Below are 24183 nucleotides of genomic sequence, written 5' to 3'. Positions count from 1 at the left end.
CCGGCAACGGCTGTGTCAGCTGCACCGAGCGCAAGGTGGTGACGCGGCTCGCCAGTGGCGGTGATCCCGATCAGTACACCGTCCCCCTGCCCGAGGCACTGCGGATCATCAGCCACATCCCCGGCACGGGCCTCCCACCCCCTCACGCGACCTGGCCGGTCGGCCGCGAGTCAGGCCAGTGCCTGGGACATCACCTGGCCACAGCCCCTGGGGAATGACGTGAGCGTCGGCGTACGGGCGCCGGGATCGTCGGTCCGGGAGTGCGGGCGCGTACGGAGTGCTCTAGCGTCGTATGAGCGAGGGTGGCCGACGCCGGGCCGATCGGGTCTCGGAGGAAACGCACACCACCCGCACGACTGGCACGGCACACCGCCTGCTCGACCCCTGTGGTGCTCGATCCCCGGGGGATTCCGTCTCGCGCGTTCGCTCGCCGCCGCCCCCGCCCGCGGTTCGGCGCGCCCAGGACCGCGTGATCCGACCCAGAGAGCAGGTGCATCCTCATGCGTCGTTCGGCTTGTATTCCCAGTGTTCTCGCCGGCCTGGCCCTCGCCCTGGGCGGTACCGTCATCGCCGCACCAGCCGCCCACGCGGACATCGCGGCCTGCGAGAACCTTGTCCAGAACCAGGGCACCGAGGTCACGGACGCCGTCCGGATGGGGTGTTACGTCGGCCTGGTGGGCGACCAGAACGGCTGTGCCGGCGATCTGGCCCGGGCCGGGGTGGCGGACGCCGTCGCCACCGAGGCGTGCCGCCTGGCCCCGCAGTAGTTCGCTGCACTCGAGGAATGGGCCGCGTGCTCCGGAGACCGTCGCGGGCCTCAGGACGGACGGTGCTCGGTGGCCGGGTTCGAAGAACCGCCGCCCGTCTACGCAAAAGGCTCCGATCGGCGACCGCCGCGCTGCCGGCCCTCGCCGCCGCCGGTGCCGACAGCCGCTCAGCACCAGAACATGCCCCGCATTGCGAGCCATCAGCGCCGCAGTCACTGAACAATGACGAACTGTCAGGTGAGGGTGTCTTCACGGGCAAGTCGAGGTCTCCGGAATCACGGTCGGCAGTCGGCCGACCGAGGTGCCGCCATCCCGGCCGGTACACGGTCGCGGCCGGCAGGGTCGGTCCCGCGGGACTGCCGCACTGTGGCGGTCGCTCGATATGTGCTGCAAGCCCCTCGCATCTGGACATGACCGGCGGTGCCGCCCCAGCCCCGCCATAGGTTCGGGTCATGAATTCCTCCTCGTCCGCCCGTCCCTTGCCGCCTGCCGCAGACACACCCACGCGTGCGGTATTCGGTCCCAGCTGGTTCGCGGCGGTCATGGGCACGGGCATCGTCGCCAACGCGGCGGTCACGCTGCCCCGGAGCTTTCCCGGGCTGCGGACCTTCGCCACGGCCGTCTGGCTGGGTGCCGCGCTGCTCCTGATCCTGCTGGCCGTCGGTTACCTCAGGCAGCGGGCGCTGCGGGTACACGCGGCTGATCCGGTGGCGGCCCAGTTCTTCGGCGCGCCGCCGGTGGCGCTGCTCACGGTGGGCGCCGGGGCGCTGGTGTTGGGGCGGCGGCTGATCGGGCTCGAGGCGGCGCTGAGTGTGGACTGGGTGCTCTGGTCACTCGGTACGGTGCTCGGCCTTGTCACCGCGTGCACGGTGCCGTATCTGATGGTCACCCGGCACCGACACGCGCCGGACGCGGCGTTCGGCGGCTGGCTGATGCCCGTGGTGCCGCCGATGGTCTCCGCCGCGACGGGCGCGCTGCTGGTGCCCCACGCACCGGCCGGGCAACTGCGGCTCGCCCTGCTGCTGGGGTGTTACGCGATGCTGGGGCTCGGCTTCGTTGCGGCGCTGCTGGTGCTGGCCATGATCTACGGGCGCCTGGTGCACCACGACGTACCTGCCGCAACAGTGGTGCCCACGGTGTGGATCGGCCTGGGGGCGTTGAGCCAGGCGGTGACGGCGCTCGGCGCGCTGGCCGCGGTGGTGCCGAGCGCGTTGCCCGCGCCCTACGCGCGAGGCGCCGCGGTCGCCGCGTTGCTGGGGGGAGTGTCGGTATGGGGCTTCGCCATGTTGTGGCTCGCGCTCGCCGCGGGGCTGACGGCACGGACGGTCCGGGGCGGGCTGCCCTTCGCACCCACGTGGTGGTCTTTCATCTTCCCGGTGGGCGCCTGTGTGACGGCCACGAGCGCTCTCGCGGCGCGGACCGGTTCGCAGCTGTTCACATGGGTGGCTGTCGTGCTCTACGTGCTGGTGGTCCTTGCCTGGATGGTGGTGGTGAGCCGCTCCCTGCGTTACGCCGCCGGACACGTGCGCCGCCGACCCGTCATCGAGCACCGGCACCGCCGGCCGGCCGAGCCCGACGCGCGCCGGGGCGTGGCGTCCGTGCTCAAGGGCACCGTCCGCAGCAGCACCACGGACGGCGGCCCGGTTTCCGAGGCCCGAGTCACCCTCCTGGACCCGGCGGGCGACGTCGTCGGCATCGCGCTCACCGCCGAGGACGGCTCGTACGCCTTCACCGGTCTCGAAGCCGACCAATACACCGTGGTCGCTGCGGGGTACCCGGCCCGGGCAGCATCCCTCACCCTGGATGCGGCCGGCCAGGACGCCTTTGATCTGACGCTGGCACACGACGAGGGATGAACGGCTCTGTCACGGACGGGCCTGCTCCGTGCGTTCGGAGCGGGCCCGCCGTGGCATTCGCGTGATCATGGGCGCAGGGCCGCGCGGCTGCCGGCCGCGGCCGGGCCCCCTTCTCGCAGCGGCACGTGGTGTCACATCAACTGCTGGTCATTTGCCTTGCGCAGTACGGTGAGCCGGGCCATTTGCTCACCCATGCCGCGTGTCCCGGCCAGTGGTGTGCGGGCGTGTGGCCAGATGGCGTGGACGAGGGCGGCATGCCGTGCGCCGCCGAGGGCCACAACGGGGTCGAGGAGCAGGATGTCACGCACCCTGGCCTGCTGCAGGAGGGCTTGGGTCGTGATGGCGTCGGCAGCGCCATGAGGGGTGTCGTACGGGTCGATGACGTCGTCGAGGTCGAGCAGGCCGTAGCGCGCGGAGAGGATGAGCAGCCGGTCGGGCCGCAGCGCATCAGCCGCCTTGCGGCACGCACGGTGATAGGAGCCGACATACAGGTCTGCCGCTCGTGCGCGCTGGCCCAGTTTGCGGCTGCCGCACGGGATGACGACGAGTTCGGGTTGGAAGCAGTCGAGGTAGTCGTTCGCTGTCATGCCTGTTGTCCTGCCTGTTCATGTGTGACGTCTGCGGTGCCGGCGCTGGATGTGCGTGGTGCGGGTCTCTGGGGGAGGGGGTCGCGGTGTGACGACGGAGTGTGCCGCAATCACTTTTCACCTCAGGGCGCGCGGCGGCCGATGATCAGGGTTCGGCTGTGCGCGGAAGCATTCCACGCGGAGGCCGCCTTACTGCCGCGATGTCCTGATGTGACGGCGTTATGGCATTCCCGGGTGTATTGCTCGGATCTCGCTATGCCATAGCGTCGGTGCTGCGAAACGGTCAGACGGTTTCGCCCCACGACGGATACCCAGCGGACGGGAAGTCCGCAGGCACGATGAATGACGACCGGGCGGTCCGGCCGTGTCCGTCATCGGTCACTCCGAATGAGGAAAGAAGGCGATCCACCCAGTGGCATCGCAATCACGCGCCGGACAGCCGGCACTCCACGGGCTGGAATTCGGCATCAACGAATGGCTCGTGGACGAACAGTACGAGCGATACCTGCACGACCCCGGCTCGGTCGACCGGACCTGGAGGGAGTTGTTCGCCTCCCCGATCCCCGCGGCCCGCCGAGAGACGCGCAACGGCCCGACGACCGTGCAGGAGAGCACGGACGAGGCGGCCGTCAAGGCCGTCAAAGCGGTCCGCGTTGCCGCGCTCATCGAGGCGTATCGAGTCCGCGGACATCTGGTGGCCGATACCGACCCGCTCACGGCAGGACGGGGGGCCGCGCATCCGGAGCTCGAACTCACGGCATTCGGGCTCCGGGACGATGACCTGCAAAGAGAGTTCGTCGTCGACGGGTTCTCGGGGCAGGCCACCATGACGCTTCGCGATGTGCTGAATGCGCTGCAGGAGTCGTACTGCCGTACCGTCGGCACCGAGTACATGCACATCCAGAGCTCCCAGGAACGCCGCTGGATACAGCAGAGGATCGAATCACCTCAGCCCCCGCCGGACGTCGCCGAACAATTGCAGATTCTCTACCGGTTGGGTGCGGCCGAGGCTTTCGAGACGTTCCTGCAAACCAAGTACGTGGGACAGAAACGGTATTCACTCGAAGGCGGCGAGTCGGCGATCGTGCTGCTCGACGCGCTGCTGCTCCGCTCCATCGGACACGGCGTGAGGGAAGCCGTCATCGGTATGGCACACCGGGGTCGGCTCAATGTGCTGGCCAACATCATCGGCAAGTCCTACGCGGAGATCTTCCATGAGTTCGAGGATGCGGGGGACATCCGGTCGGTCCAGGGATCCGGCGACGTGAAGTACCACCTCGGTGCGGAAGGGACCTACCGTGCGCTGGACGGTGGCATGATCGCCGTGTGCGTGGTGGCGAACCCCTCGCACCTGGAGCTCGTGGGGCCGGTGGCCCAGGGGGTGGTGCGCGCCAAGCAGGACAAGGCAGCAGACGGTGGCGAAGCCTTCCCCGTCCTGCCGATCGCCGTCCACGGCGATGCCGCGTTCGCCGGTCAGGGCGTGGTCTTCGAGACGCTGAACATGTCCCAGCTGCCCGGCTACCGCACCGGCGGGACGGTCCACATCGTCATCAACAACCAACTCGGCTTCACCACCTCGCCCGCCAACGGCCGTTCGAGCGCCTACGCCACCGACGTGGCACAGACCGTCCAGGCCCCCATCTTCCACGTCAACGCAGACGACCCCGAGGCCGTGGTCCGGGTCGCGCGCCTGGCCTTCGACTATCGTCAGGCGTTCCACAAGGACGTCGTCGTCGATCTGATCTGCTACCGGCGCCACGGGCACAGCGAGGTCGATGATCCTTCCATCACGCAGCCGGCGATGTACGACCGCATCGACGCCAGGGCTTCGGTGCGCAAGCTGTACGCCGAGGCGCTCGTCCGTCGGGGAGACATCACCGAGCGGCAGGTGGAAGGCGCCCTGCGGGACTATCAGTGCCACCTTGAACGGGCCTTCACCCAGACCCGGGCGCGTCCGGTGCCCCCCTCCGTGAAGCCCGTGAACCCCGTGAACGCCACGACCGCCGTGAACGCTCAGCATTCGGCCGCCTCCCAGGCGGCGACGGCGATCACGGAGGCCACCGCTCGCCAGGTGATCGCTTCCCAGACCGCTCTGCCGGGAGGTTTCACCGTGCACCCGCGTGTTCTTCCGCAGCTCCAGAGGCGGACCACGATGCTGGATGCGGGAACCATCGACTGGGCCACCGCGGAAACACTGGCCATCGGCTCCCTGTTGCTGGACGGGGTTGCGGTGCGGCTGGCCGGGCAGGACTCCCGCCGTGGCACGTTCGGCCAACGACACGCCGTGCTCACCGACCGGCGCACCGGCGTGGAGCACACGCCACTGAGCTCCCTCGGCTCGCGGGCCGCCGACTTCGCACCCTACGACTCGATGTTGTCCGAACTGGGCGCGCTGTCCTTCGAGTACGGCTACTCACTGGCGCGGCCCGACGCGCTGGTGCTGTGGGAGGCCCAGTTCGGCGACTTCGCCAACGGAGCGCAGGCCGTGATCGACGAGTACATCGCGTCATCCGAACAGAAATGGGGCCAGCGCTCCGGGGTAACGCTGTTGCTGCCGCACGGCCTGGAAGGGCAGGGACCCGACCACTCCTCCGGGAGGATCGAGCGTTTCCTCCAGCTCTGCGCGCAGGGGAACATGACCGTCGCCATGCCCTCCCTGCCGGGCAACTACTTCCATCTGCTCAGGCAGCAAGCGCTCGACGAGCGCAGAAGGCCACTGGTCGTCTTCACCCCGAAGTCGATGCTGCGCTCGAAGGTGGCTACCTCCGGGCTGACGGAGCTCACGATGGGCGCGTTCCGCGCGGTCCTACCGGATGAGACGGCGGACACCGCCCGGATCAGGCGTGTGCTCGTGTGCTCGGGCAAGGTCTTCTACGACCTCGACGCCCATCGACGAAGCGCCGGCCTGTCGGACACCGCGATCGTCCGCCTTGAGCGTCTCCACCCGTTCCCCACGGAGGAGCTGGGCGCGGAACTCGCCCGCTTCCCCGCCGGGGCCGAGGTGCGATGGGTGCAGGAAGAGCCGGAGAACCAAGGCGCCTGGTCCTTCGTGGGGCCCCATGTGCACCGGCTCGCCGGCCGTCCGGTCGTATGCGTCAGCCGCCCGCAGGCGCCGGCTCCCGCCGTGGGTTCTGCGCGCCGGCATGTCGGCGAACAGCAGGACCTCGTGACGTCGGCCTTTCACTGACCGTGCCGCGCCCAACGGTTCGGATGACGGGTTCCCTGCCGTGCCGGGTACCCCGCCATCGCGGGGGCACCAACGGCCGGAACACGGAGCGCCTCACGGGACGAGTGCCTCCGGTAGGTGGACATACCGCTTCGATGGCTAGGAGCAGCGAGGCGAGTACAGGGCCTCGACCAGACCGCGGACTCATGGGTGATGGGGTTCGGGCCATCCCTAGGGGAGGATGGAATCGACGTACCCTCCATCGACCCGCAGTGCGCCGCCTGTGGTGGCGGACGCCAGGTCGGAGCTCAGGTACACCACCATGTTGGCGATCTCCTCAGGCTCGATCAGGCGCTGCAACAGCGACTGCGGGCGGTGCTCTCGCATGAAGGCTCGCTGTGCCTCGTCCCAAGGAAGGTCACGGTCGACGAGTTGGTACACGAAATCCTCCACACCAGCGGTGTGGGTAGGGCCGGCGATGACGGAGTTCACGGTGACGCGGGTCCCTGAGGCGTGCTTGGCGAAGCCACGGCTGACGGCGAGCAGGGCGGTCTTCGACATGCCGTAGTGGATCATCTCGGCGGGAATCACCACCGCAGAGTCACTCGCGATGAACTGGACGCGGCCCCACCCCCGTTGGATCATCTGCGGCAGATAGGTACGGGTGAGACGGACGGCGGCCAGCACGTTCACTTCGAAGTAGCGACGCCATTCGTCGTCCGTGATCTCCAACGGGTCCTTGGCGCCGAAGATGCCGAGATTGTTGATGAGGATGTCGACGTCCGGCAGGGCTTCCCGAGCGGCGACGGCGCCCTCCTCGGATGCGACATCGGCGGTGACCGGACGGAAGTCGCCGTCCGGCACGTCGGCCTTGAGCTGTTTGACGGACTCCTCGACCCTGCCCCGGTCGCGGCCATTGACTCCGACCCGCGCGCCGGCCCGCGCGAGTCCGGCCGCGATTGCGGCTCCGATGCCTTGGGTGGATCCCGTCACCAACGCGGTCCGTCCCGTGAGGTCCAGGCGCATGTCTTTTCCTTCCCGACGTAGGCTCGGCGGCTGTCAGCCGTCATGGCACTTCTTCTCCTCGGAGGGCCCGATCATGTTCGGAAGCCCTGGGATGGGGCAGTACGGGTGACTGCCGACGACGCGTTCTCGTCTTCGCTGATGACGAACTTCCTGTCACCTCTGGGCCCGCTCGGACCATGCCGGCGGCCTCGTCCGCGTCGGAGTCACCGACTTCGCCAACACCGATTCCTATGGCCAGGGCTGGATGGTCGAGACTGACATCGACCCATCGGCGTGGGACGAGCAAGTCACTGTCCTGATGGACTTCGAAGCCGCACACCGTCCACTCACCGAACGCGGTGTCAAGGTCAGTGGCATCCGGCACAAGTCACCGATCGACGACTGGAAAGGCGACTGGGCGTCGGGCCCCGACCCCGACCGCCGGGACGACACCCTCTTCGCCGACTTCGCCGTCCCGGACGGCAACCCCTGGACGCTCCCGGAAATCGGCCGAATCAGCGACAGCACCAGACCTGTTGCGCACGTTGGCTACAGAGTGATCCAGTAGCGGCGCTTGATGCCCGCATTGGTTGTGCGGACATCTTCCAGGAGGCCACCGTTGCGTTCGATGCTGCGCGCCGACGCGACGTTGTCGTCGTCGCACGTGACGAGGACTCGATCCAGGCCGAGCGCACGGGCCTCTGGTAGAACCGCCCCGAGAGCCCAGGTGGCCAAGCCGCGTCTGCGGAAGGAAGGCCGGATGCTGTACCCGATGTGACCGCCGATGTCGAGCAGAAGGGCGTTCAGGTAGTGCCGTAGATCAACGGCCCCCAGATAGCTCTCGCCCTCGACGATCCACCAATGGGTCGCATGGACGCGCTCCTCCCCGACGGCAACCGAGCTGTCCGACTGCTGTCGCAGTCGTTCGACCCACTCCGAGAAAACCTCGGGGTTGTCGAGGTCGGCATCAGGAGCGAGACGCAGGCCCGTCCCGTCCTGATGGGCACCCGGAGACCACTCGTCACGCGCCGTGAGCCATGACGAATGCAGCCGACCTGTGGGTGCGATCAGTTCAGGCATACGGGCGACGCTAGCACTCGTTCGTCTCCCGTGATCACGGTTTTTCCCGCTGGGCTGCGGGCGTGTGCCGGCCATGCGGCGAGGGCGGGGTTGCGCAGGTGGGTCACCGCCTGGACCGCGCGCTGGAGGCCAGTGCCGCGTTGCCGACGGCAGTCGCGGTAGATGGTGTAGTGCCGCATGCGGGCGAAGACACGCTCGACGCGGGCCCCATACCCGGAGATGCTCCGCGTTGTCTGCTTCCTGGCCGGTGCACGTAGAAGATGCCGCCCCTGGCCGTAGTGCGGCAGTTCCAGCCGTGGGTGATGGTGCGCCGCTCGCAGGCGATCGTGCCGTGCCTGTCCGGTCGGTGTCGCTGCCATGCGCAAGAGCGCCGCGCTCCTGCACCGGCTTCCACGGGCCGGCTTCGGCATCCGTACCTGATCGTTCCTCGAGCACCGTCCGTCGCCGACACCGTAGCCTCGTCCCGCCAACGCCTCGGTGTGCAGGTGGAGTTGTGGCTCGCTGTACAGCTGAGCCCCTGGTTGCCATGGCGTCAGGCCCACAAGGGTCCGGCCCTACTGGCCGCCTCCCGTGCGCCACGGGGTGACACACCTTGCCACGCACACCGTTGCGAGACCGGCGAGCGCCATGGCCACGCCGACGCCGGTGAGCTCGGCGACAGCCCCGAACACGACCGGTCCGGCTCCCTGCACGGTCATCAGCCCGGCGGTGAGCAGACCGAACGCCTGGCCGCGGCTGACCTCCGGGACCGCGTCGAGGAAGGGGCGTTGGAGTCCGAGTGCGTAGGCGAACCCGGTTCCGGTGACCAGCAGGAGGCCCGCGCACACCACCCATGGCGGATCCAGCGCGAAGCCGGCCAGCGGCAGGCCGACGACCACCACCAGCGCGGCGACCAGGCGTTCCCGTACGGCGGGACGGACGGAGCGGCCGACGGCCAGGTCACCGGCGAGCATGCCGACCGGCAGACAGGCCAGCAGCAGTCCGGCCGAACCAGCGGGCATGCCGCGACCGCCCGCGAACGGGACGATCAGGCTCTCGGCGCCGGCGACAAACGCGGGCGGCAGCCACTGGGCGAGCAGGAGCGTGCGGACCCTTCGCTCGGCGAGCAGCTTCGTGTTGCCGGACCAACTATGGCGCAGTACCGAGCTGACGCCCTGCCGCGGTCCGTGCTGTACGGCCTGCTCGGGTGCGGGCAGGTCGGGCAGCCGGAAGCGGACGACGACCGCGGCGGCCAGGTAGGCGCCCGCGCTGAGCAGGAGTGAGGTCCGCGGGCCAAGGAGCTCGACCGCGGCACCGCCGCCGGCCAGGCCGAGCAGTTGTGCCGCGGACGCGGACATGTTGGACAACGAGCGTCCCAGGACGTAGGCGTCACCCGTGAGCGTCTCGGCGATGAGTCGGTTGGTCACGCCGCTGAAGGTGGGGGTCACGCAGGCCACGGCGGCGATGACGACCAGGATCGCCACCACCGGTAAGTGGGCCATCCCCATGACAGCGGCCGCCGCACACTGGAGGCCGTATCCCGCGGTGACGAGCCGGCGCGGTCGGGCGCGGTCGGCGAGCGAGCCGAGGAAGAGCGAACCGGCGAGCTGCGGCAGGAAGCCGACACCGAACGTCAGGGCGCCCAGCAGGGGTGAGCCGGTCGTCGCGAAGACGAGCACCGAAAGGGTCATGATCCGCAGCGAGTCGGCCGTGACCGTCAGGGTCCGGGTCACGAACAGCAGCCGGAAGCGCCGGTTGGCCAGTACTTCCCGATACGTGGCGCGTCGTTCCGGGGTGAGGGCGGGGGCGGAGGTCACGGGCAGCAGCGTGCCGGGCGCCCCGCGACCCGGTCCGCCGTTACACCTGAGGCGTAAGCCCATCAGCGTGCCTGCCGGGGCTTGGGACAAAATTCAGGACATCAGTCCCATCGGTACGGGACGCGGGGTGCCGGAGAATGACACGTCCGGGCAGGATGCCGTCCGCCCTGCCCGGTCCTGCTCCGTCCACGGACGACCGAAGGGACCGGACATGCTGGTAGACCACATCGAGACGCCCGACCTGGCTCCGCAGACCTACCTTGATGACGAAGTCCCGGAGGTTGCCGTCGACGCACCGGAGGAGCGCGCCTGGCTCCCGTCGTACCAGGCGGTCCGGACCGCCTGACGCACAGCGCGTCCCGTCGGCACCGGGCCCGAGACAGGGCCCGGTGCCGATGCCTTACGTCCATGTCCGCCGCCCGACCACGAAGGACGGTCCTCGTTGCCCGCTTCACCTTCCGCCGCCGAGCCGCTCACCGACCGGGTGGCGCAGGCCGACACCATGCTCTGCGCCGATCGGCAGTTCGGCGACTCCGCCGCCATCGGCGAGCGCAACCTCGCCCGGTTCCGGCTGGGCCTGACCATGCTGGCGCGGCATGACGGCGAAGCAGCGGACGTGCTGCGGACAACGGCCGCGGCGGCCGACGAACATCTTCGCCCGCTGCTGTACGACCCGGTGCTGCGCAACTGCTTCGAGGTCGACCTCGCGCGACTGGAGAGCGGCGGACTCGGACACAGCTCGTTCGGCGCCTACGTGAGCGGTTACGTGCCGGCCTCGGCGGCGGACGCCCCGACCTCCACGGGGCCCTGCGAAGCCCTCATCCGTCCGCACCGGAGTGCCTGGCCCGGTCTCGGGGACGCCTGGGTGCTGACCGAGCCGACGCCACACGGCAGTTCGCAGGAGATGCTGGCCGGGCGCCTCATGGAGTTGTACCGTGGCGCGCTCGGCGACAGCCGGGCGGCAGCCCCGGTCGATCCGGCGGACAGCGTCAGCGCCGTCCTGCGGGAGGGCGCGGAACTCCTCGCGACTCTGCTGCCCGCCGCGGGAGCCGGTGTACTCAGCCACGTCACCATGGTGGGCTTCACCCACAGGGAGAGCGAAGAGGGCCCCCTGCAGTCCATGTCCGGCGGCGACCCGCTTCCCTCGACGGTGCTGCTGGCGCCCGAACGCTGTACGTCTCCATGGCTCGCCGCAGAGAGCCTGCTGCACGAGGGCGCCCACCTCAAACTCTTCGACGCGCTCCGTACGGGCTCCGTGGTCAGGAATGCCACCGAGCGTGTCCCGATCCCGTGGCGGATCGGTTCGTGGACGGTCATCCGGGTGTTCGTAGCCCTGCATTTCTACGTGCACCTGCTTGTCTTCCGGGCCGCGGCGGTCGCCGCGGGTGAAGCGGTCAGGGAGAGGTTCGGGCCGCCCCCGTCGGTCGAGGACCTCGACGAGCCCAGCCCCGGGACCCCGGCCGCCCGCAGCGGGCAGTACCGGACCAGTGCGGAACGGGCCCGCTACCTCGCCGAGTGCGTGCTGTCGCTGCCGGAGCAGGCGCTCACCGAGAACGGGCACCGGTTCGCCCGCTGGCTCCTCACCGCGCTCCGTCTGGTGGACGACGACGCGCCGCTGCCCCATGACCGTGCCGCGGCGGCGACCCGGCGGGCGGAACCGTGGCAGCCGCCGGAGCATCCCTCAGGAGGCGTCCTCCAGCGGATCACCCCGGTGGACGCATGCGCCCTGCCCGGCCTGGGACAACTCGTCGTGAGTCCCACGCGGTCGGCCCGAATGCACTGGCTGAACGCGCGCTCGTGGACGGTCTACTCCTTGTGCGACGGGCGTGACCTCGGCTCGATACGCACGGCCTACGCCCGAGCGGTCGATCTCCCGGCCGACTCGGACGAGGTCAACCGGCAGGTGAGTGACAGCGTGCGCCGACTCGTGGCAGCCGACCTCATCACCCACGACATGTGACGCTCCATGCTCCGCGCACCGGTTCCGTCGGCAATGGCTGTTCCGCTGCTGCGCGTTACATACATGCGGAGCCGGAGCCGGAGCCGGAGCCGGAGCTGGGGGCGGCCGTTTCCAGGCCGGCCAACCGTGCGGACACAATGGCCTCCAGCCGACTGGAGACATGAATTTTCGGCAGGATGGCCGAGACGTAATTGCGTACGGTCTTCTCCGATATGAACAGCTCCTGCGCTATTCGGCGGTTTCCGTAGCCGAGCGAGACCAATCGCAGCACTTCTCGTTCCCGGTTCGTAAGCGCTGGGAACGGGAGCGTGCCGTCGGCTTCCGCCAGACGCACCAAGAGGGCGGAGAGTTCGCCGCCGGCCCGCGGGCCCAGCGTGACGTACCCCCGCTGCACGGCCCGCACGGTGCGCAGCACGTCCACCGTCTCCGTGTTCTTGAGCAGGTAGCCCGTGGCCCCCGCCATCAGTGTGGTCAGCAGCAGGCTGTCGTCGTCGTGCTCAGGGGACACCGCGGCGACCAATCGCGGCGCCGGGTAGTGCCGACGCAGTTGCTGGAGCAGCCCGATGCCCGCGCGGCCAGGCAGGTCGAGGTCGACGATGACCACATCGGGCTTCTCCTCCCGGACCGCCCGCACGCCGGCGCGCGGGTCGTGGGTCCCTGCGGCAACGGTGATCCCGCCATCTTCTAACGCGGACCGTAAGCCGCCCAGAATCAGGGGAATGCTCTCTATTACCACTACACGCGTACCGAAATGTCGGACCGCATTGGCCATTTTGGCCCTTCCTCACACCCGGGCCGGCGTGAGGCGCAACGAAGCGTCTTCCCCACACCGCCATGATCAACGTTCGGGTGAAAGCGTAGAACCCCCGTTGATCGGCGGCCGGTACAGCGCATGTGTGGATCCGGCGGAGCGTCGGAGGACGCCATCGGAGCGGTGTGGTGTGGCCCTCTATCCGCTGCCCAGGAGAGCCGACCGGCCGTACGTTGGGCAAGGGGCGGCAATCCAGCAGGAACGTTCGCCCGGTGATTGCAGGTTTCTCCGCGTGGATCGCGTGGATCGCGTAGGCCGCGTGGTGAGCCTGGGAGAGGCCTGGCGGACCTGCTACGGCAGAGCCGCCCAAAGCCCTTCGGGCTCGATCGACGCCGCGAGGGCCGACTGACAGCCACAGAACCGGCCGCCGAAGTCGGCCATTCTCGGCTCGGCTACTCTCGGCGCTCCTGACGTTCACTCTGCGATCCGGGCAAACTACGACCGAATCGTCACTCGGGAGACGCCAACGCATGTATACGCCACCATCGCCGCCTGCAGCGGAGCGGACTGACGGAACAACCGTCCGGATCGGCGCTCTCGTTCCGCTGACTCGGCCCGGCTGGGTCGAGGCAGGCCAACACTTGCTCGCTGGACTCGAGCTGGCCGTTCGCGAAGTCAACGACGCCGGCGGGATCGTAGGAAGACCACTCGAGCTGGTGGTCCGAGACACCGCGGCCGATCCACAGAGGGCCGCGGCGGCCGTGGATGAATTGGCTCGCCTGGGCGTGGCTGCCTTGGCGGGGGAGTATCACAGCGTCGTCGCTCGTGCCGCTGCCGCCAGGGCCGACGCCCTCGGCCTGCCGTTCCTCTGCTCGTCAGCGGTTCTCGACGCGCTCACCGAGGAGCCGACGGAATGGGTCGCGCGTCTCGCCCCGGCACAGTCCCACGGCTGGCGGATCTATGCAGACTTCCTCCTCAGCACGGGCCACAGCCGCATCGCCGTAGCAGCCGAGCCGAGTGTCTACTGGGCATCCGGGGCCCGCATTCTGCGGGACTACCTCGCTCCACGCGGCGGCACCGTCATCGAACTCGACATGCGCACGCTCGCCCCCACGGCCGTGTGCGACGAACTCGTCGACCATCGTGCGACAGCCCTCCTTCTTCTGGTCGGCCACCCGGAGCCGGCAGTGTCGATCGTCAAGTCCGTCCGCCGCGACCAGCGCCTCGCCGAAATCATGATTGGTGCTCCGGCCGGGCAACCGGAGTTCGCCGAATGGGCGACGTTGCTGGGCGACGACAGCGCGGCGATCCCGTTCTTGCGCTACCTGCCCGAGCGCCTCAGCCCACTCGGTGCACGAGTCGAGACGGCCCTCCGTGAACGGCTCGTCGTAGCGCCTTCGTTCGTCGCCTTCGAGGGCTACGACACGGTCGCCGTCCTCGCCGATGTGCTGCGTTCTCACGGCGCGGACCGGACGCGCACGGCCGAATCCTGGCCGCGTGTCGCAGTCGAAGGCACTCGCGGGCAGATCCAGTTCTCCCGCACGCCAGGCGTCAGCGTCTGGCAATGGGCCTGGACGCCAGTCCAAGTCGTTGATCGAGATCCGGCGCAACCTGATCGTTTTCGGATCCTCCACGCCGGCTGAGAGAGCACGGCAGTCCGACTGCCCAGATCTGTCCGAAAGGACATCCTGCGGCGGCCCTGCAAGAAGCGCAGGGCCTCCCGGCCGATCGTGATCGGCCGGGAGGTGTTCCGACGTCGGTGATCCGTGAGCTTGCGGATCGACCAGCGGGTGAAGGGCTTGCCCAGAACTCCTGCTCGGTCAGCCTGCGGATCCTGACCGGTGGTGCCGTTCCGCCTCCTGGTTGGAGATGCACGTCCAACCAGCACAACGAGCAACCCGGCCAACCTTTGCGGTCACAGCACTGGCTGAGGATGCGTCAGTTCTTGAACAATGATCTCAGTGGTTGACGAAGTCCGGGCCGACGGGTCCGCATGCGGACCGCACACCTGGTCCATGGGCTGCTGACCGGCCGTCGACCGGTGCTGTCCGCCCGTGGTGGGAGGTCGTGGGCGAACAGCCGGCGGTGCGGGCGCACCGGGCGACATGTACGGGGGTCCGGCGGGGGCGAACCCCACCGGACCCCCGTCCCCCGTTCCCCCCGTCCCCCGTGGCGGAATCTCAGCTCACGGTCCACTTCTGGTTGGCGCCGCCCGAGCACGACCAGATCTGCAGCCGGGTGCCGTTGGCCGAGCTGTTGCCCGTCGCGTCCAGACACTTGTTGGCCTGCGGATTCACGATGTCGTGGGCCGCGCTGACGGCCCACTTCTGGTTGGGCCCGCCCGTGCAGTCCCACAGCTGTACGGTCGAGCCGTCCGCCGTGCCGTTGTTGGTGACATCGAGGCACTTGCCCAGCGCGCGTATGGTGCCGTCGGAGGAGACCGTCCACTGCTGGGCCGTGGTGCCGTTGCAGTCGTAGAGCTGTACGGGCGTGCCGTTGGCTGCGTTCGCCCCCGCCACGTCCACGCACTTGCCGGCGAGGCCGGTGATCGGGCCGCCGGTGGGCCCCGAACCGTCGCTCGTCGTCACCTTCACCTCGTCCACCACCAGCTGCTGGGGGAAGACGGTGGAGCCGTCGGGGTCGCCCGGCCAGTAGCCGCCGACCGCGAGGTTGAGGATCATGAAGAACGGCTTGTTGAACACCCAGGTCTTGCCGCCCAGATCGGCGGGCGTGCGCCGCTGGTACACCGTGCCGTCCACCGACCAACTGATCGAGTCGGGGGCCCAGTCGACGGCGAAGGTGTGGAAGGCGTCGGCGAAGGCCTGGCCACCCGGCAGGGAGTAGGCGGCTCCGATGCCCCCGGATCCCGAGTACCCGGGCCCGTGGATGGTGCCGTGCACGGTCGAGGGTTCGAAGCCGACGTTCTCCATGATGTCGATCTCGCCCGAGTTCGGCCAGCCGACCTGCCCGATGTCGCTGCCGAGCATCCAGAAGGCAGGCCACATGCCCTGCCCGCGCGGGATCTTCATCCGCGCCTCGACATGGCCGTAGGTTCCGGTGAACTTCCCGGAGGTGTTCATCCGGGCCGAGGTGTACTCGCAACGCCCGTACCAGCACTGGTAGTTGCCAGGATTCTCGCGGCGAGCGGTGATCACCAGGTGACCCTGGCCGTCCAGCGTCGCGTTGTTGGTTCCGGACGTGTAGTACTGCCGCTCGTGGTTGTTGACGTTGTCTCCGGTCTCGATCTGCCATTTCGAGGTGTCGACGCCCGTGCCCGCGGCACCGTCGAACGTGTCGGAGAAGGTGGTGACGGCCGCGGCCGCCGTGGGGGGATCCGCCTGGGCGGGAACGATGGCGGCAGCGGTGACGAGCGCTGCGGACAACGCTGCCAAGAGGCATCTGCGGAGGAGACGTGGGGAGTCCAAGACTCTCCCTTCCGTACGGTGCCCGGAGAAGGGGGCGCCGACTGAGGTGGGGGGTGCGTGCATCGCCTCTTGATTTAAGGAGTGAGGTAAGGGGGTGTCAATACTTTGGTACGGACCAGCCCTTCGGGTTCGCCTCAGGCCTCCGGGGAGTCGCGCCGGTTGCGGAATCGACGGTGTGGGCGCACCGCCCGGCCGAGCCGTCGTCCCGGCGGCAGAACCGAGCTTCCGTTCTGAAGGTTGACCCATAAGGGGCGGGCCCCAGGCCTGCACCGAATTTCCAGTCAACGATCCAGTGGCCCCGCTCGGGGACGATGCCTACGGCGTGCCAGGAAGCCGGACCGTGACGAGGAGACCGCCGGCGGGGCGGGGGACGAGGTCGAGGGTCCCGTCGTGGGCGCGGACGATGCTGTGCACGATGGCCAGCCCGAGGCCGACGCCGGCATGCTCATCGGTGCGTACGCGTTCCGTTCCGCGCTGGAAGGGTTCTGTGAGGGTCGGTACCAGTTCCGGTGGGAGCCGGCGACCCGTGTTCTCGACCCGCAGCACGCTCGTGTCGCCGTGTGCCTCGGTGTGGACCGTCACGGTGCCGTCGGCGGGGAGGTTGTGGACGATGGCGTTCTGGACGAGGTTCGTCACCATCCGCAGCAAAAGCTCCGCGGAGCCGCTGGCCTGGGCCGCCCCTCCGGTGACGTCGAGCATGATCCGGCGCTGTTCGGCGAGGGGAAGCAGCGTTTCGGCGGCTTCTTCGGCGATGAGGGAGAGGTCGACGCTCTCCCGCGTGAAGTTTCCGCGGTCGCCGCGGCTGAGTAGCAGGAGAGCCTCGGTGAGGTCGATCGCCCGCGTATTAACAGTGTGCAGGCGTTCGATGAGTTCACCCCGGTCGCGCGTGGGGTCCTTGCGGGCGACGTCGAGGAGCGTCCGCGAGATCGCCAGCGGGGTGCGCAGTTCGTGGGAGGCATTCGCGGCGAACCTCTGCTGCTCGGCGACATGGGACTCGAGTTGTTGGAGCATGGAGTCGAACGCGTCGGAGAGTTCCCGGAATTCGTCCTGGCGGCCCTTCATGCGGATCCGGTGGGACAACGATCCGTTCCCGGCCACCCGTGCCGCATGCGTGATCTGTGCGAGTGGTGCGAGCATCCGACCGGCGAGGAGCCATCCCCCGACGAGGCCGAACACGAGCAGGAAGGCCATCGCCACGGCCGCGGCGGGGGCGAAGGTGTGCACAAGGAGGTAGCGGTTGGGCGAGATCCCGAGAAGGCCCTGGGAGTTGTCGGGTACGTAGCGCAGCAGGAACCCCCACACCACGGCCAGCAGGAGAGCGCCGGCGACGGCGAGGAATCCGGCGTAGCTGAGGGTGAGTTTCAGTCGGACGCTGAGCCCTGGGCGTCTATGCATGTGTACTGCCGGGGTCAGTGGTGTCTCTGCTGGGGGCGATGGTGTCCATACGGCTGTCCATACCGGTGTCGATCCGGTAGCCGACGCCGGGCACTGTGGCGATGATCCATGGTTCGCCGAGCCGTTTGCGCAGTGCGGAGACGGTGATGCGGACGGCGTTGGTGAGGGGGTCGGCGTTCTCGTCCCAGGCCCGTTCCAGCAGTTCTTCGGCACTGACGACCCCACCCTCGGCGGCGACGAGGACTTCCAGTACGGCGAACTGTTTGCGGGTGAGCGCGACGTAGCGTCCGTCGCGGAAGACCTCCCGGCGGAAGGGATCGAGCCGCAGGCCCGCGATCTCGCGGACCGGAGGCCGGGCGTACGCGCGTCTGCGGTCGAGCGCCCTCAGCCGCAGGACGAGCTCCCGCAGTTCGAACGGTTTGGTGAGGTAGTCGTCGGCGCCGAGCTCGAACCCGGAAGCCTTGTCGTCGATCCGGTCGGCAGCGGTGAGCATGAGGATCGGGATGCCGCTGCCGGAGGCGACGATGCGCCGGGCGACCTCGTCGCCGGAGGGGCCGGGGATGTCGCGGTCGAGGACCGCGAGGTCGTAGGAGTTGACGCTGAGCAGTTCCAGGGCGGAGTCGCCGTCGCCGGCGATGTCGGCGGCGATCGCCTCCAGCCGCAGCCCATCACGGACGGCTTCTGCCAGGTAGGGCTCGTCCTCCACGATCAGTACGCGCATGACTGAAGCCTAAGCAGCACAACATATCGCCGACGTATGCAAGGACGTGTGAAGTGACGTGGGCAATGACGTGTGCACACCGCGCACGCGACTCAGCCTGCCGGTGCCGGCGCGGGGCGAGGCTGGTCCGACGGCGCTTGCGCCGTGGTGCGCCACCAGCGGCGCGACGCCAGCGCGGCCAGCGTGGCGCCGATGGCGTTGACCAGTACGTCGTCCACGGAGGACACCCGGTCGAGGCGCAGGACGTACTGTGCGGTTTCGACCAGGACCGAGCAGCCCGCCCCGAGCGCCAGGATCCGCGGCACGGACGCCAGCGCCGCGAACCGCATCGGGGCGAAGAACCCCAGCGCCGCGAAGATCAGCAGGTTGCCGACGATCTGGCCCGTCCCCATCGTGACCAGGTCCCGCAGCGGTACGAGGCTCACCCGGGCGGGGACGGTGCCGGCCCCGGCGCCCGGCATCATGGTCATCCATATGAACGGCACCGTCCCGTGGACTATGCCCACCTCGGCCAGCGACAACCGCCACGCCGATGTGACGCCGGCGGCACGTCGACGGCACGCCAGAGCCCACACCACCAGCGCCGCCAACGGCAGCGCGACCAACGTCATGAGCACCACACCGTTGAACGTATCGAAGCAGCCGTGCCACCGCCCGGCCATGCACATCGGAGCGGACATCATGAGCGGCCGCCGCACGACGAACGCGGCGCTCATCATGCCTAGGGTCGCCAGGCTGAGGAGCACGATCCGGCGCGCGCGGCGGGGCGGCGCTGACAGGGATGTGTTGTGGTTCATGCCCCTCATTGGAGACGGAGGGCCGTTGCGGTGGGGTATGCGATTTTCGATACGCCCGCGATACACGAAATCCCCGGTATCAAGGAACTGGCGCAAGCCGGCAGAGATATGGTCCCGTCACTGGTGATCGCGCCGGCCCAGCCAGTGCAGGTGCTGGACGACTCGTCCGTGAACATCGCGCTACCGAGCATCCAGGACGAGCTCGCGGCCACGCCCGCATATCTGCCAGCTTTTCAGGCGGGACAGCGCCGTGCTCGACGCGGGCGCTTGCTGTGCGGTGAACCCGGTTCTCGGCCTCCTGCTCGGCACTCAGGTGGCGTTGGCCTCTCGGTCGGCGATGATCGGAGCTCCGCGACAGGACCGGTCAACGCCGGATGCGTCAGCGTCGATGACGATCTGCCGGTTCGTTGAGTGCCGATAGTTCTTGCTCGATGCGGAGATGCTGCGGTCGCGGGTTGGCACCAGCGTTCCGTCCACGATGTACACGGTGCCCTTGCGTGGCCGGTTGGTCGGCGAGATCGACATCCGTAGGGCGAGATGGTCCAGGATCCGATCGGCCGCGGACTCCGAGATCCTGAACAGCGGCGCGATCTGCCGCAACGTGAGCTTCGTCCGCTAGTACGTCAGCCGCGAGTACCTCGGCCGCGTCGCTCCAGGCGCTCGTCGTCATGCGGACACCCCGGCCTCGCCCATGATCACGGCCGGCTCACCCGGGAGAAGGGCGGGGGTTGGCACCCGCGCTGGAGGCCAGCTCGGGCAGGGCGAGGGCATCGAGGAGCCGGGGGAGCGGTAGGCGCGGGTCGCGTGCCGCCGCCTGGCGCGTCCAGACATCCGGGTCGTGGCTGAGTCGCTCGATCAGGTCGGGGTCGGCGGCGGGGTCGCGGACCACCAGTTGTCGGTGGATCCCGTCCGGATGGTCCGCGTAGCGGGCGGCGAGCCCCTCGCGGGGGAAAAAGCGGGGGTGGCCGGTCGCCATCCAGGCGGAGAACGTCCCGCCGAGCCGTGCGTACACACTCATCAGGACCTCCTCAGGGGTGTCGGGGTGATAGATGGCCAGGTGGGTGCGCACGAGAACGTCCGTGTCCTCGGCCGGCAGCCGCAGGAGATCGGGTGGCAGATGGGGGCTGCGGGCCGCGGCGCGACGCAGCAGAGGATGGGTGGAGGTCGCGGCCCGGCGCAGTACGTCCTGATCGGCGATGCTGGCCGCCACCCAGTCCACGTCATCCCGTGCGTGCGGGGCCACTGTGAAGTCGATGGCGGCGCGTCGGGCTTCGGCAAGCTCGGGCCGGAGGGAGACGGCGAGCCGCACCCCTTCGTCGGGGTCGATGGCGCGACGGTCCACGAGGTCGGTCGGCAGGGACGGATTACTGGCGAGTTCGACCAGGTGGACGCCCTCGGCGAGGAACCGCTCGGCGTCCGCGCGGTCGAGAAGACCACGGCGCAGCGCCTCAGGCCGGGCGGCGGGGCCGACGAGCAGCGCCGCCGTGAGCCGTGAGCCGTGAGCCGTGCGTCGTGAGGAGTGCTCCTGTCCGGGTCTGGAACTCCGCATGCTCGCAACCACACCGACGCCACGGCCGTCTCCGCCTCGTTCGGACAATCGCACGACGACACTCGGGAGTAAGTTCGGCTCGGTGCCCTAGCGGATACGCGGTCGCTTGAACTGGTGCGGCCAGGCGAAAGTGGCGATGCGTCCCAGGTCAGAGCCGTGGGTGACAACACGTCAGGCGATGAAGAGTTTGACGTTCCCCTTTCGCTTCCTTAGCAGGCGACGGTGCTTGTCATGGTCGTAGCCCGGGTCGACGAACAGCCGCCTGGGGCTCGCGGCTGCAGCGCCACCGGGCACCGTAGGCGGTCGCGTTTCCCGGGGCTGCAGGCCGGGGATGAGGCGCCGGCCGGTGCCCGAGGCCGACCATCAACGATCCGGCGGCTTTACATTTCACCTACACATCGTCAATGCGCTTTGTACTTGTGATAGTTGTGACGCCTCGGTCGGATGTTCCGGCCGAGGGACTAACGATCCCGGGGGGGGGACCTGTGACTTTCATTCGCCGTGCCGTTACGGCGGCCGCTGCCGCCGTTGTCGTGCTCGTGGCGACGTCTGCGGACTTCGCGTCGGCCACCGGCGGGGAGCAGTCGTACATCGCCGCGGACGGCACGATCCAGGGATGTGTGAACTCGAGCGGTCACCTGCGCCTCGTCGAGGTGGGCTCCGCGTGCCGGTCCCACGAGCAGTCCGTCACCTGGGCGCAGACCGGCCAGCAGGGGCCCGCTGGACCGAAGGGGGACACCGGGGCGCAGGGGGACACCGGAGCGCAGGGGGCGACGGGACCGACCGGTCAACAGGGAGACACCGGGCCGCAGGGCCCGGCCGGATCCACGGGTCCGCAGGGGCCCGCCGGAACCCCCGGTCTGGCGGGCGTGCACGTGGTCACCGTGTCGAAGAACGTCGGCGTCCTGGACGTGGTCGACGTGGACGCCACGTGCCCGGACGGCGAGATCGCCACCGGGGGCGGCTGGTACCTGCCCAGCTCTGACGCCCAATCGTATGGCTCGGAATTGCACTCCAACCCGCTCCTCTCCGGCACTACGCCCGTCGGCTGGACCGCCGGGTTCCTGAACGGCGGCTACGAGCCGTACTACACGGCCTCCGTCTACGCGATCTGCGCCAAGACCGGCTGAGGCCTCAGAGGCGAGGGGCCCGGGTCCTTGCGCCTCTACTGATCGTTTGAGAGCGAGGACGTCTCGCACAGGGGGCCGGTGAGGACGACGGGATGCAAGCCTGAGAGCCCCGGCGTGGAGGGTGCCTGGCGACAGACTGGGCAGCTCAGGAGGCCTGTGCGGCAGGTAAGGGGCCAGGCTTTTCTGGCCCCGGTCAGCCGACGGGTCATCAGCGTGATCGCCGCCCAGGGTGATCAGGCCCTCAGAATGCTGGACCAGCGGTTCGAAGTCGCGGGCATGCCGACGTGCGTGCGTGATCCAGTCGAGCGAGCGTTCGGCGACTCATGTGACGTACGGATCGGGGCGTGGCCGCAAGCGAGGGCGGATCCGCCCGAGAGACGAGACACGGGAGTGCAACTGTCGGACGATGGCGCGTCGTCACCACCACGGCGACCACGACCGATCTCCTCATCGACCTTCAACTACAGTGCAGAGGCAGCAGTTGGTGGACACTCGTGGGCATGGTGGAAACGAGGTCGGCATTCCGATGCACGTAGCGGTTGAGCATCCCGATATGTCGGAAGACGCGCGCTTGGCTGCCTACAGCTCGGTCTCCACCTCACTCGCTCTGCGAAGTGATCACCGGCTGGGCGAGCTTGTGGATGCCGCCGTGCCGCTCGGCTCCGGTATCGGCGGGAAGTCCGCGCTGCTGGAGGTTGACGGGAAGCCGGTCTTCGTGAAGCGGGTGCCGCTCACGGATTTGGAGCGGCTGCCGGAACATGTACGGTCCACGGCCAACCTGTTCGGGCTTCCCACCTTCTGCCAGTACGGCGTCGGCGGGCCTAGTTTCGGAGCGTGGCGAGAGCTCGCCGTTCACACCATGACGACGAACTGGGTGCTCGGAGGTCAGTACCAGGGGTTCCCGATGATGTACCACTGGCGCGTGCTGCCGGACACGGCCGCGCTTCCGCAAGAACTCGCGGACGTGGAGCGGGCCGTGGCCTATTGGGGAGGCAGGCCGGAGGTACGCCGTCGTATCGAGGCCCTTCAACAGTCCTCTGCGAGCCTCGCACTGTTCCTGGAGTACATCCCACAGACCCTGCATGAGTGGTTCGCCGAGCAGGTACAGGCTGGTGAAGAGCCCGCTGACCGGGCTTGCTCCATGGTGGAGAGCGAGCTGGAGGCTGGCACATCCTTCATGAATGTTCGCGGGCTCCTGCACTTCGACGCCCACTTTCAGAACATCCTGACCGACGGCCGACGCCTCTACTTCGCCGACTATGGCCTCGCCCTCTCCTCCCAATTCGATCTTTCACCGTCCGAGACCAGCTTCTTCGAACTGCACAAAACCTACGATCGCTGCTACACGCTCAGCTGGCTGGTGAACTGGCTGATCACGGCTCTATACGGATACGACCGGAAAGAACGCGTGGCGCTTATTCGCGCATGCGCGGAAGGGGAGAACCCACCGGACGGACCGCAGGAGGCCAGGGCGATCCTCTCCCATCATGCACCGCTCGCCGCAGTACTGACGGACTTCTACCTCAAGATCCAGGACGAGAACAGGGAAACCCCGTACCCGTTGAAGGCGCTCCGCAGGGCCCTCGATTCCACTGGTCTCGGAGGCTCCGGCGTCCCCAGCGGGCCCAGCACTCCAGTCATACTTCGCGATCTGCGTCGATAGCTTGCAGAGGTGCTGGTCTGAGCTGAGGGTGGCTGGACGGGCCAGCGCACGGTCAGGTTGACCGAGCTCGCGCAATGACTGCGTCTGCTCGTGCGGGGCGAGTGGTTCCAGGGCCTTGCCGCCGACGAGCAGTTCGAGGTCCTGGGGGACCCGAGCGGGTTGTGCATCCAGGCCCGCGCGACGGTGGAGGACGGGCCCGCGAGCGTGCGTCCGGCCGGCATCCGGCCGACACATACTCCGGCGGTCCTGAGCACGCGCGGGCAGATGCCCGCGCAGCTGACAAAGATCATCAATCCGCCGCAGGACGAGCGAGTGAACGCATTTCGGCTGCTGGTAGCCCTGCTTGGAGTGGCCGACAAGCGCCGTCCGGAGCCGTTCTGCGCCGCCGGGTGCACCCATGCCTGGCACCAGCCAGTCCGGAATCAGGCCGGTGGATTCGGGCTGAACCGCAGGGCGTTGAGCCGTAGAATCCGGCCGACGGGTCTTGGCCCCACTCGCTGATCTTTATGGCCGGGGGTAACGACGAGACACGGCC

General features: G+C 68.7%; 20 protein-coding genes and 2 pseudogenes. 10 read left to right on the top strand and 12 right to left on the bottom strand.

Annotation, left to right across the window (positions count from 1 at the left end; translation table 11 throughout):
• The first annotated feature begins 500 nt into the window (after positions 1 to 500).
• Together ACZ7M2_RS31210 and ACZ7M2_RS31205 are read left to right on the top strand one after the other, a co-directional pair.
• Positions 501 to 767 carry a hypothetical protein gene (locus tag ACZ7M2_RS31210; protein WP_471598141.1) on the top strand — a complete coding sequence of 89 codons (267 nt, stop codon included), beginning with the start codon at positions 501 to 503 and terminating at the stop codon, positions 765 to 767.
• Positions 768 to 1219: 452 nt separating this feature from the next.
• Complete coding sequence (locus tag ACZ7M2_RS31205) at positions 1220 to 2623, top strand: SLAC1 family transporter (RefSeq protein ID WP_471598140.1); 1404 nt, start codon at positions 1220 to 1222, stop codon at positions 2621 to 2623.
• Positions 2624 to 2754: 131 nt separating this feature from the next.
• On the opposite strand, the gene ACZ7M2_RS31200 is transcribed toward ACZ7M2_RS31205, so the two are convergent.
• The gene (locus ACZ7M2_RS31200) at positions 2755 to 3210 is read right to left on the bottom strand and encodes a DUF6884 domain-containing protein (protein ID WP_471598139.1); all 456 of its coding nucleotides are present in this window, start codon (positions 3208 to 3210) and stop codon (positions 2755 to 2757) included.
• A 412-nt stretch (positions 3211 to 3622) separates the two neighbouring features.
• On the opposite strand from ACZ7M2_RS31200, the gene ACZ7M2_RS31195 reads away from it, so the two are divergent.
• A complete protein-coding gene (locus tag ACZ7M2_RS31195; protein ID WP_471598138.1) occupies positions 3623 to 6397 on the top strand; it encodes a multifunctional oxoglutarate decarboxylase/oxoglutarate dehydrogenase thiamine pyrophosphate-binding subunit/dihydrolipoyllysine-residue succinyltransferase subunit in 2775 nt (924 codons plus the stop codon).
• 210 nt (positions 6398 to 6607) lie between these two features.
• Here ACZ7M2_RS31195 and ACZ7M2_RS31190 read toward each other — a convergent pair whose 3' ends face one another.
• A complete protein-coding gene (locus ACZ7M2_RS31190) occupies positions 6608 to 7402 on the bottom strand; it encodes an SDR family NAD(P)-dependent oxidoreductase (RefSeq protein WP_471598137.1) in 795 nt (264 codons plus the stop codon).
• 244 nt (positions 7403 to 7646) lie between these two features.
• Between ACZ7M2_RS31190 and ACZ7M2_RS31185 the strand changes: the two genes are divergently transcribed.
• Positions 7647 to 7949, top strand: a complete 303-nt coding sequence (locus ACZ7M2_RS31185; RefSeq protein ID WP_471598136.1) for a hypothetical protein — start codon at positions 7647 to 7649, stop codon at positions 7947 to 7949.
• Here ACZ7M2_RS31185 and ACZ7M2_RS31180 read toward each other — a convergent pair.
• Positions 7931 to 8461, bottom strand: coding sequence for a GNAT family N-acetyltransferase (locus tag ACZ7M2_RS31180; RefSeq protein ID WP_471598135.1), 531 nt, complete (start codon positions 8459 to 8461; stop codon positions 7931 to 7933). The two genes, ACZ7M2_RS31185 and ACZ7M2_RS31180, sit on opposite strands and share 19 nt — an antisense overlap.
• Before the next feature lie 554 nt (positions 8462 to 9015).
• Positions 9016 to 10263 carry an MFS transporter gene (locus ACZ7M2_RS31175; protein ID WP_471598168.1) on the bottom strand — a complete coding sequence of 416 codons (1248 nt, stop codon included), beginning with the start codon at positions 10261 to 10263 and terminating at the stop codon, positions 9016 to 9018.
• A gap of 205 nt (positions 10264 to 10468) precedes the next feature.
• Here ACZ7M2_RS31175 and ACZ7M2_RS31170 point away from each other — a divergent pair, with 205 nt between their 5' ends.
• On the top strand, positions 10469 to 10603 hold the full coding sequence (locus tag ACZ7M2_RS31170; RefSeq protein WP_471598134.1) for a hypothetical protein: 135 nt from the start codon (positions 10469 to 10471) through the stop codon (positions 10601 to 10603).
• A 96-nt stretch (positions 10604 to 10699) separates the two neighbouring features.
• The gene (locus ACZ7M2_RS31165) at positions 10700 to 12217 is read left to right on the top strand and encodes an aKG-HExxH-type peptide beta-hydroxylase (RefSeq protein ID WP_471598133.1); all 1518 of its coding nucleotides are present in this window, start codon (positions 10700 to 10702) and stop codon (positions 12215 to 12217) included.
• Between the two features lie 55 nt (positions 12218 to 12272).
• Here the strand turns inward: ACZ7M2_RS31165 and ACZ7M2_RS31160 are convergent, their stop codons facing one another.
• Positions 12273 to 12989: a LuxR C-terminal-related transcriptional regulator gene (locus ACZ7M2_RS31160; RefSeq protein ID WP_471598132.1), complete on the bottom strand. Its 717-nt coding sequence runs from the start codon at positions 12987 to 12989 to the stop codon at positions 12273 to 12275.
• A gap of 509 nt (positions 12990 to 13498) precedes the next feature.
• Here ACZ7M2_RS31160 and ACZ7M2_RS31155 point away from each other — a divergent pair.
• Positions 13499 to 14611 carry an ABC transporter substrate-binding protein gene (locus ACZ7M2_RS31155; RefSeq protein ID WP_471598131.1) on the top strand — a complete coding sequence of 371 codons (1113 nt, stop codon included), beginning with the start codon at positions 13499 to 13501 and terminating at the stop codon, positions 14609 to 14611.
• Positions 14612 to 15148: 537 nt separating this feature from the next.
• Here ACZ7M2_RS31155 and ACZ7M2_RS31150 read toward each other — a convergent pair.
• The 6 genes and pseudogenes from ACZ7M2_RS31150 to ACZ7M2_RS31125 form a co-directional block, all read right to left on the bottom strand.
• Positions 15149 to 16393, bottom strand: coding sequence for a ricin-type beta-trefoil lectin domain protein (locus ACZ7M2_RS31150; RefSeq protein ID WP_471598130.1), 1245 nt, complete (start codon positions 16391 to 16393; stop codon positions 15149 to 15151).
• 315 nt (positions 16394 to 16708) lie between these two features.
• Entirely contained in the window at positions 16709 to 17788 is a 1080-nt protein-coding gene (locus ACZ7M2_RS31145) for a sensor histidine kinase (protein WP_471598129.1), read from the bottom strand.
• On the bottom strand, positions 17781 to 18509 hold the full coding sequence (locus tag ACZ7M2_RS31140) for a response regulator transcription factor (protein WP_471598128.1): 729 nt from the start codon (positions 18507 to 18509) through the stop codon (positions 17781 to 17783). The genes ACZ7M2_RS31145 and ACZ7M2_RS31140 overlap by 8 nt, the downstream gene beginning before the upstream one ends.
• A gap of 92 nt (positions 18510 to 18601) precedes the next feature.
• Positions 18602 to 19306 (bottom strand): VanZ family protein, encoded by a 705-nt coding sequence (locus ACZ7M2_RS31135; protein WP_471598127.1) that lies wholly within the window; start codon positions 19304 to 19306, stop codon positions 18602 to 18604.
• 219 nt (positions 19307 to 19525) lie between these two features.
• Positions 19526 to 19921: pseudogene (locus ACZ7M2_RS31130) on the bottom strand (IS5/IS1182 family transposase); the annotation flags it as partial.
• 91 nt (positions 19922 to 20012) lie between these two features.
• A complete protein-coding gene (locus ACZ7M2_RS31125) occupies positions 20013 to 20855 on the bottom strand; it encodes a hypothetical protein (protein ID WP_471598126.1) in 843 nt (280 codons plus the stop codon).
• A 539-nt stretch (positions 20856 to 21394) separates the two neighbouring features.
• Between ACZ7M2_RS31125 and ACZ7M2_RS31120 the strand changes: the two genes are divergently transcribed.
• Positions 21395 to 21985, top strand: a complete 591-nt coding sequence (locus ACZ7M2_RS31120; RefSeq protein ID WP_471598125.1) for a hypothetical protein — start codon at positions 21395 to 21397, stop codon at positions 21983 to 21985.
• 191 nt (positions 21986 to 22176) lie between these two features.
• On the opposite strand, the pseudogene ACZ7M2_RS31115 reads toward ACZ7M2_RS31120, so the two are convergent.
• Positions 22177 to 22306: pseudogene (locus ACZ7M2_RS31115) on the bottom strand (IS5-like element IS4811 family transposase); the annotation flags it as partial.
• Between the two features lie 232 nt (positions 22307 to 22538).
• On the opposite strand from ACZ7M2_RS31115, the gene ACZ7M2_RS31110 reads away from it, so the two are divergent.
• Both ACZ7M2_RS31110 and ACZ7M2_RS31105 read left to right on the top strand, forming a co-directional pair.
• Entirely contained in the window at positions 22539 to 23648 is a 1110-nt protein-coding gene (locus ACZ7M2_RS31110; protein ID WP_471598124.1) for a protein kinase family protein, read from the top strand.
• Positions 23649 to 23738: 90 nt separating this feature from the next.
• A complete protein-coding gene (locus tag ACZ7M2_RS31105; RefSeq protein WP_471598123.1) occupies positions 23739 to 24149 on the top strand; it encodes a DUF5958 family protein in 411 nt (136 codons plus the stop codon).
• The last annotated feature ends 34 nt before the right edge of the window (positions 24150 to 24183 follow it).

This window comes from Streptomyces sp. NPDC111507 (assembly GCF_055638955.1).
This window is presented reverse-complemented; position numbering and strand designations above follow the sequence as displayed.

Bases quoted from the DNA above. Each gene is read 5' to 3' on its own strand.
- ACZ7M2_RS31180 (WP_471598135.1), bottom strand. From the start codon at position 8,461: ATGCCTGAACTGATCGCACCCACAGGTCGGCTGCATTCGTCATGGCTC.
- ACZ7M2_RS31200 (WP_471598139.1), bottom strand. From the start codon at position 3,210: ATGACAGCGAACGACTACCTCGACTGCTTCCAACCCGAACTCGTCGTC.
- ACZ7M2_RS31140 (WP_471598128.1), bottom strand. From the start codon at position 18,509: ATGCGCGTACTGATCGTGGAGGACGAGCCCTACCTGGCAGAAGCCGTC.
- ACZ7M2_RS31190 (WP_471598137.1), bottom strand. From the start codon at position 7,402: ATGCGCCTGGACCTCACGGGACGGACCGCGTTGGTGACGGGATCCACC.
- ACZ7M2_RS31170 (WP_471598134.1), top strand. From the start codon at position 10,469: ATGCTGGTAGACCACATCGAGACGCCCGACCTGGCTCCGCAGACCTAC.
- ACZ7M2_RS31135 (WP_471598127.1), bottom strand. From the start codon at position 19,306: ATGAACCACAACACATCCCTGTCAGCGCCGCCCCGCCGCGCGCGCCGG.
- ACZ7M2_RS31160 (WP_471598132.1), bottom strand. From the start codon at position 12,989: ATGGCCAATGCGGTCCGACATTTCGGTACGCGTGTAGTGGTAATAGAG.
- ACZ7M2_RS31145 (WP_471598129.1), bottom strand. From the start codon at position 17,788: ATGCATAGACGCCCAGGGCTCAGCGTCCGACTGAAACTCACCCTCAGC.
- ACZ7M2_RS31185 (WP_471598136.1), top strand. From the start codon at position 7,647: ATGGTCGAGACTGACATCGACCCATCGGCGTGGGACGAGCAAGTCACT.
- ACZ7M2_RS31110 (WP_471598124.1), top strand. From the start codon at position 22,539: ATGTCGGAAGACGCGCGCTTGGCTGCCTACAGCTCGGTCTCCACCTCA.
- ACZ7M2_RS31125 (WP_471598126.1), bottom strand. From the start codon at position 20,855: ATGCGGAGTTCCAGACCCGGACAGGAGCACTCCTCACGACGCACGGCT.
- ACZ7M2_RS31205 (WP_471598140.1), top strand. From the start codon at position 1,220: ATGAATTCCTCCTCGTCCGCCCGTCCCTTGCCGCCTGCCGCAGACACA.
- ACZ7M2_RS31210 (WP_471598141.1), top strand. From the start codon at position 501: ATGCGTCGTTCGGCTTGTATTCCCAGTGTTCTCGCCGGCCTGGCCCTC.
- ACZ7M2_RS31155 (WP_471598131.1), top strand. From the start codon at position 13,499: ATGTATACGCCACCATCGCCGCCTGCAGCGGAGCGGACTGACGGAACA.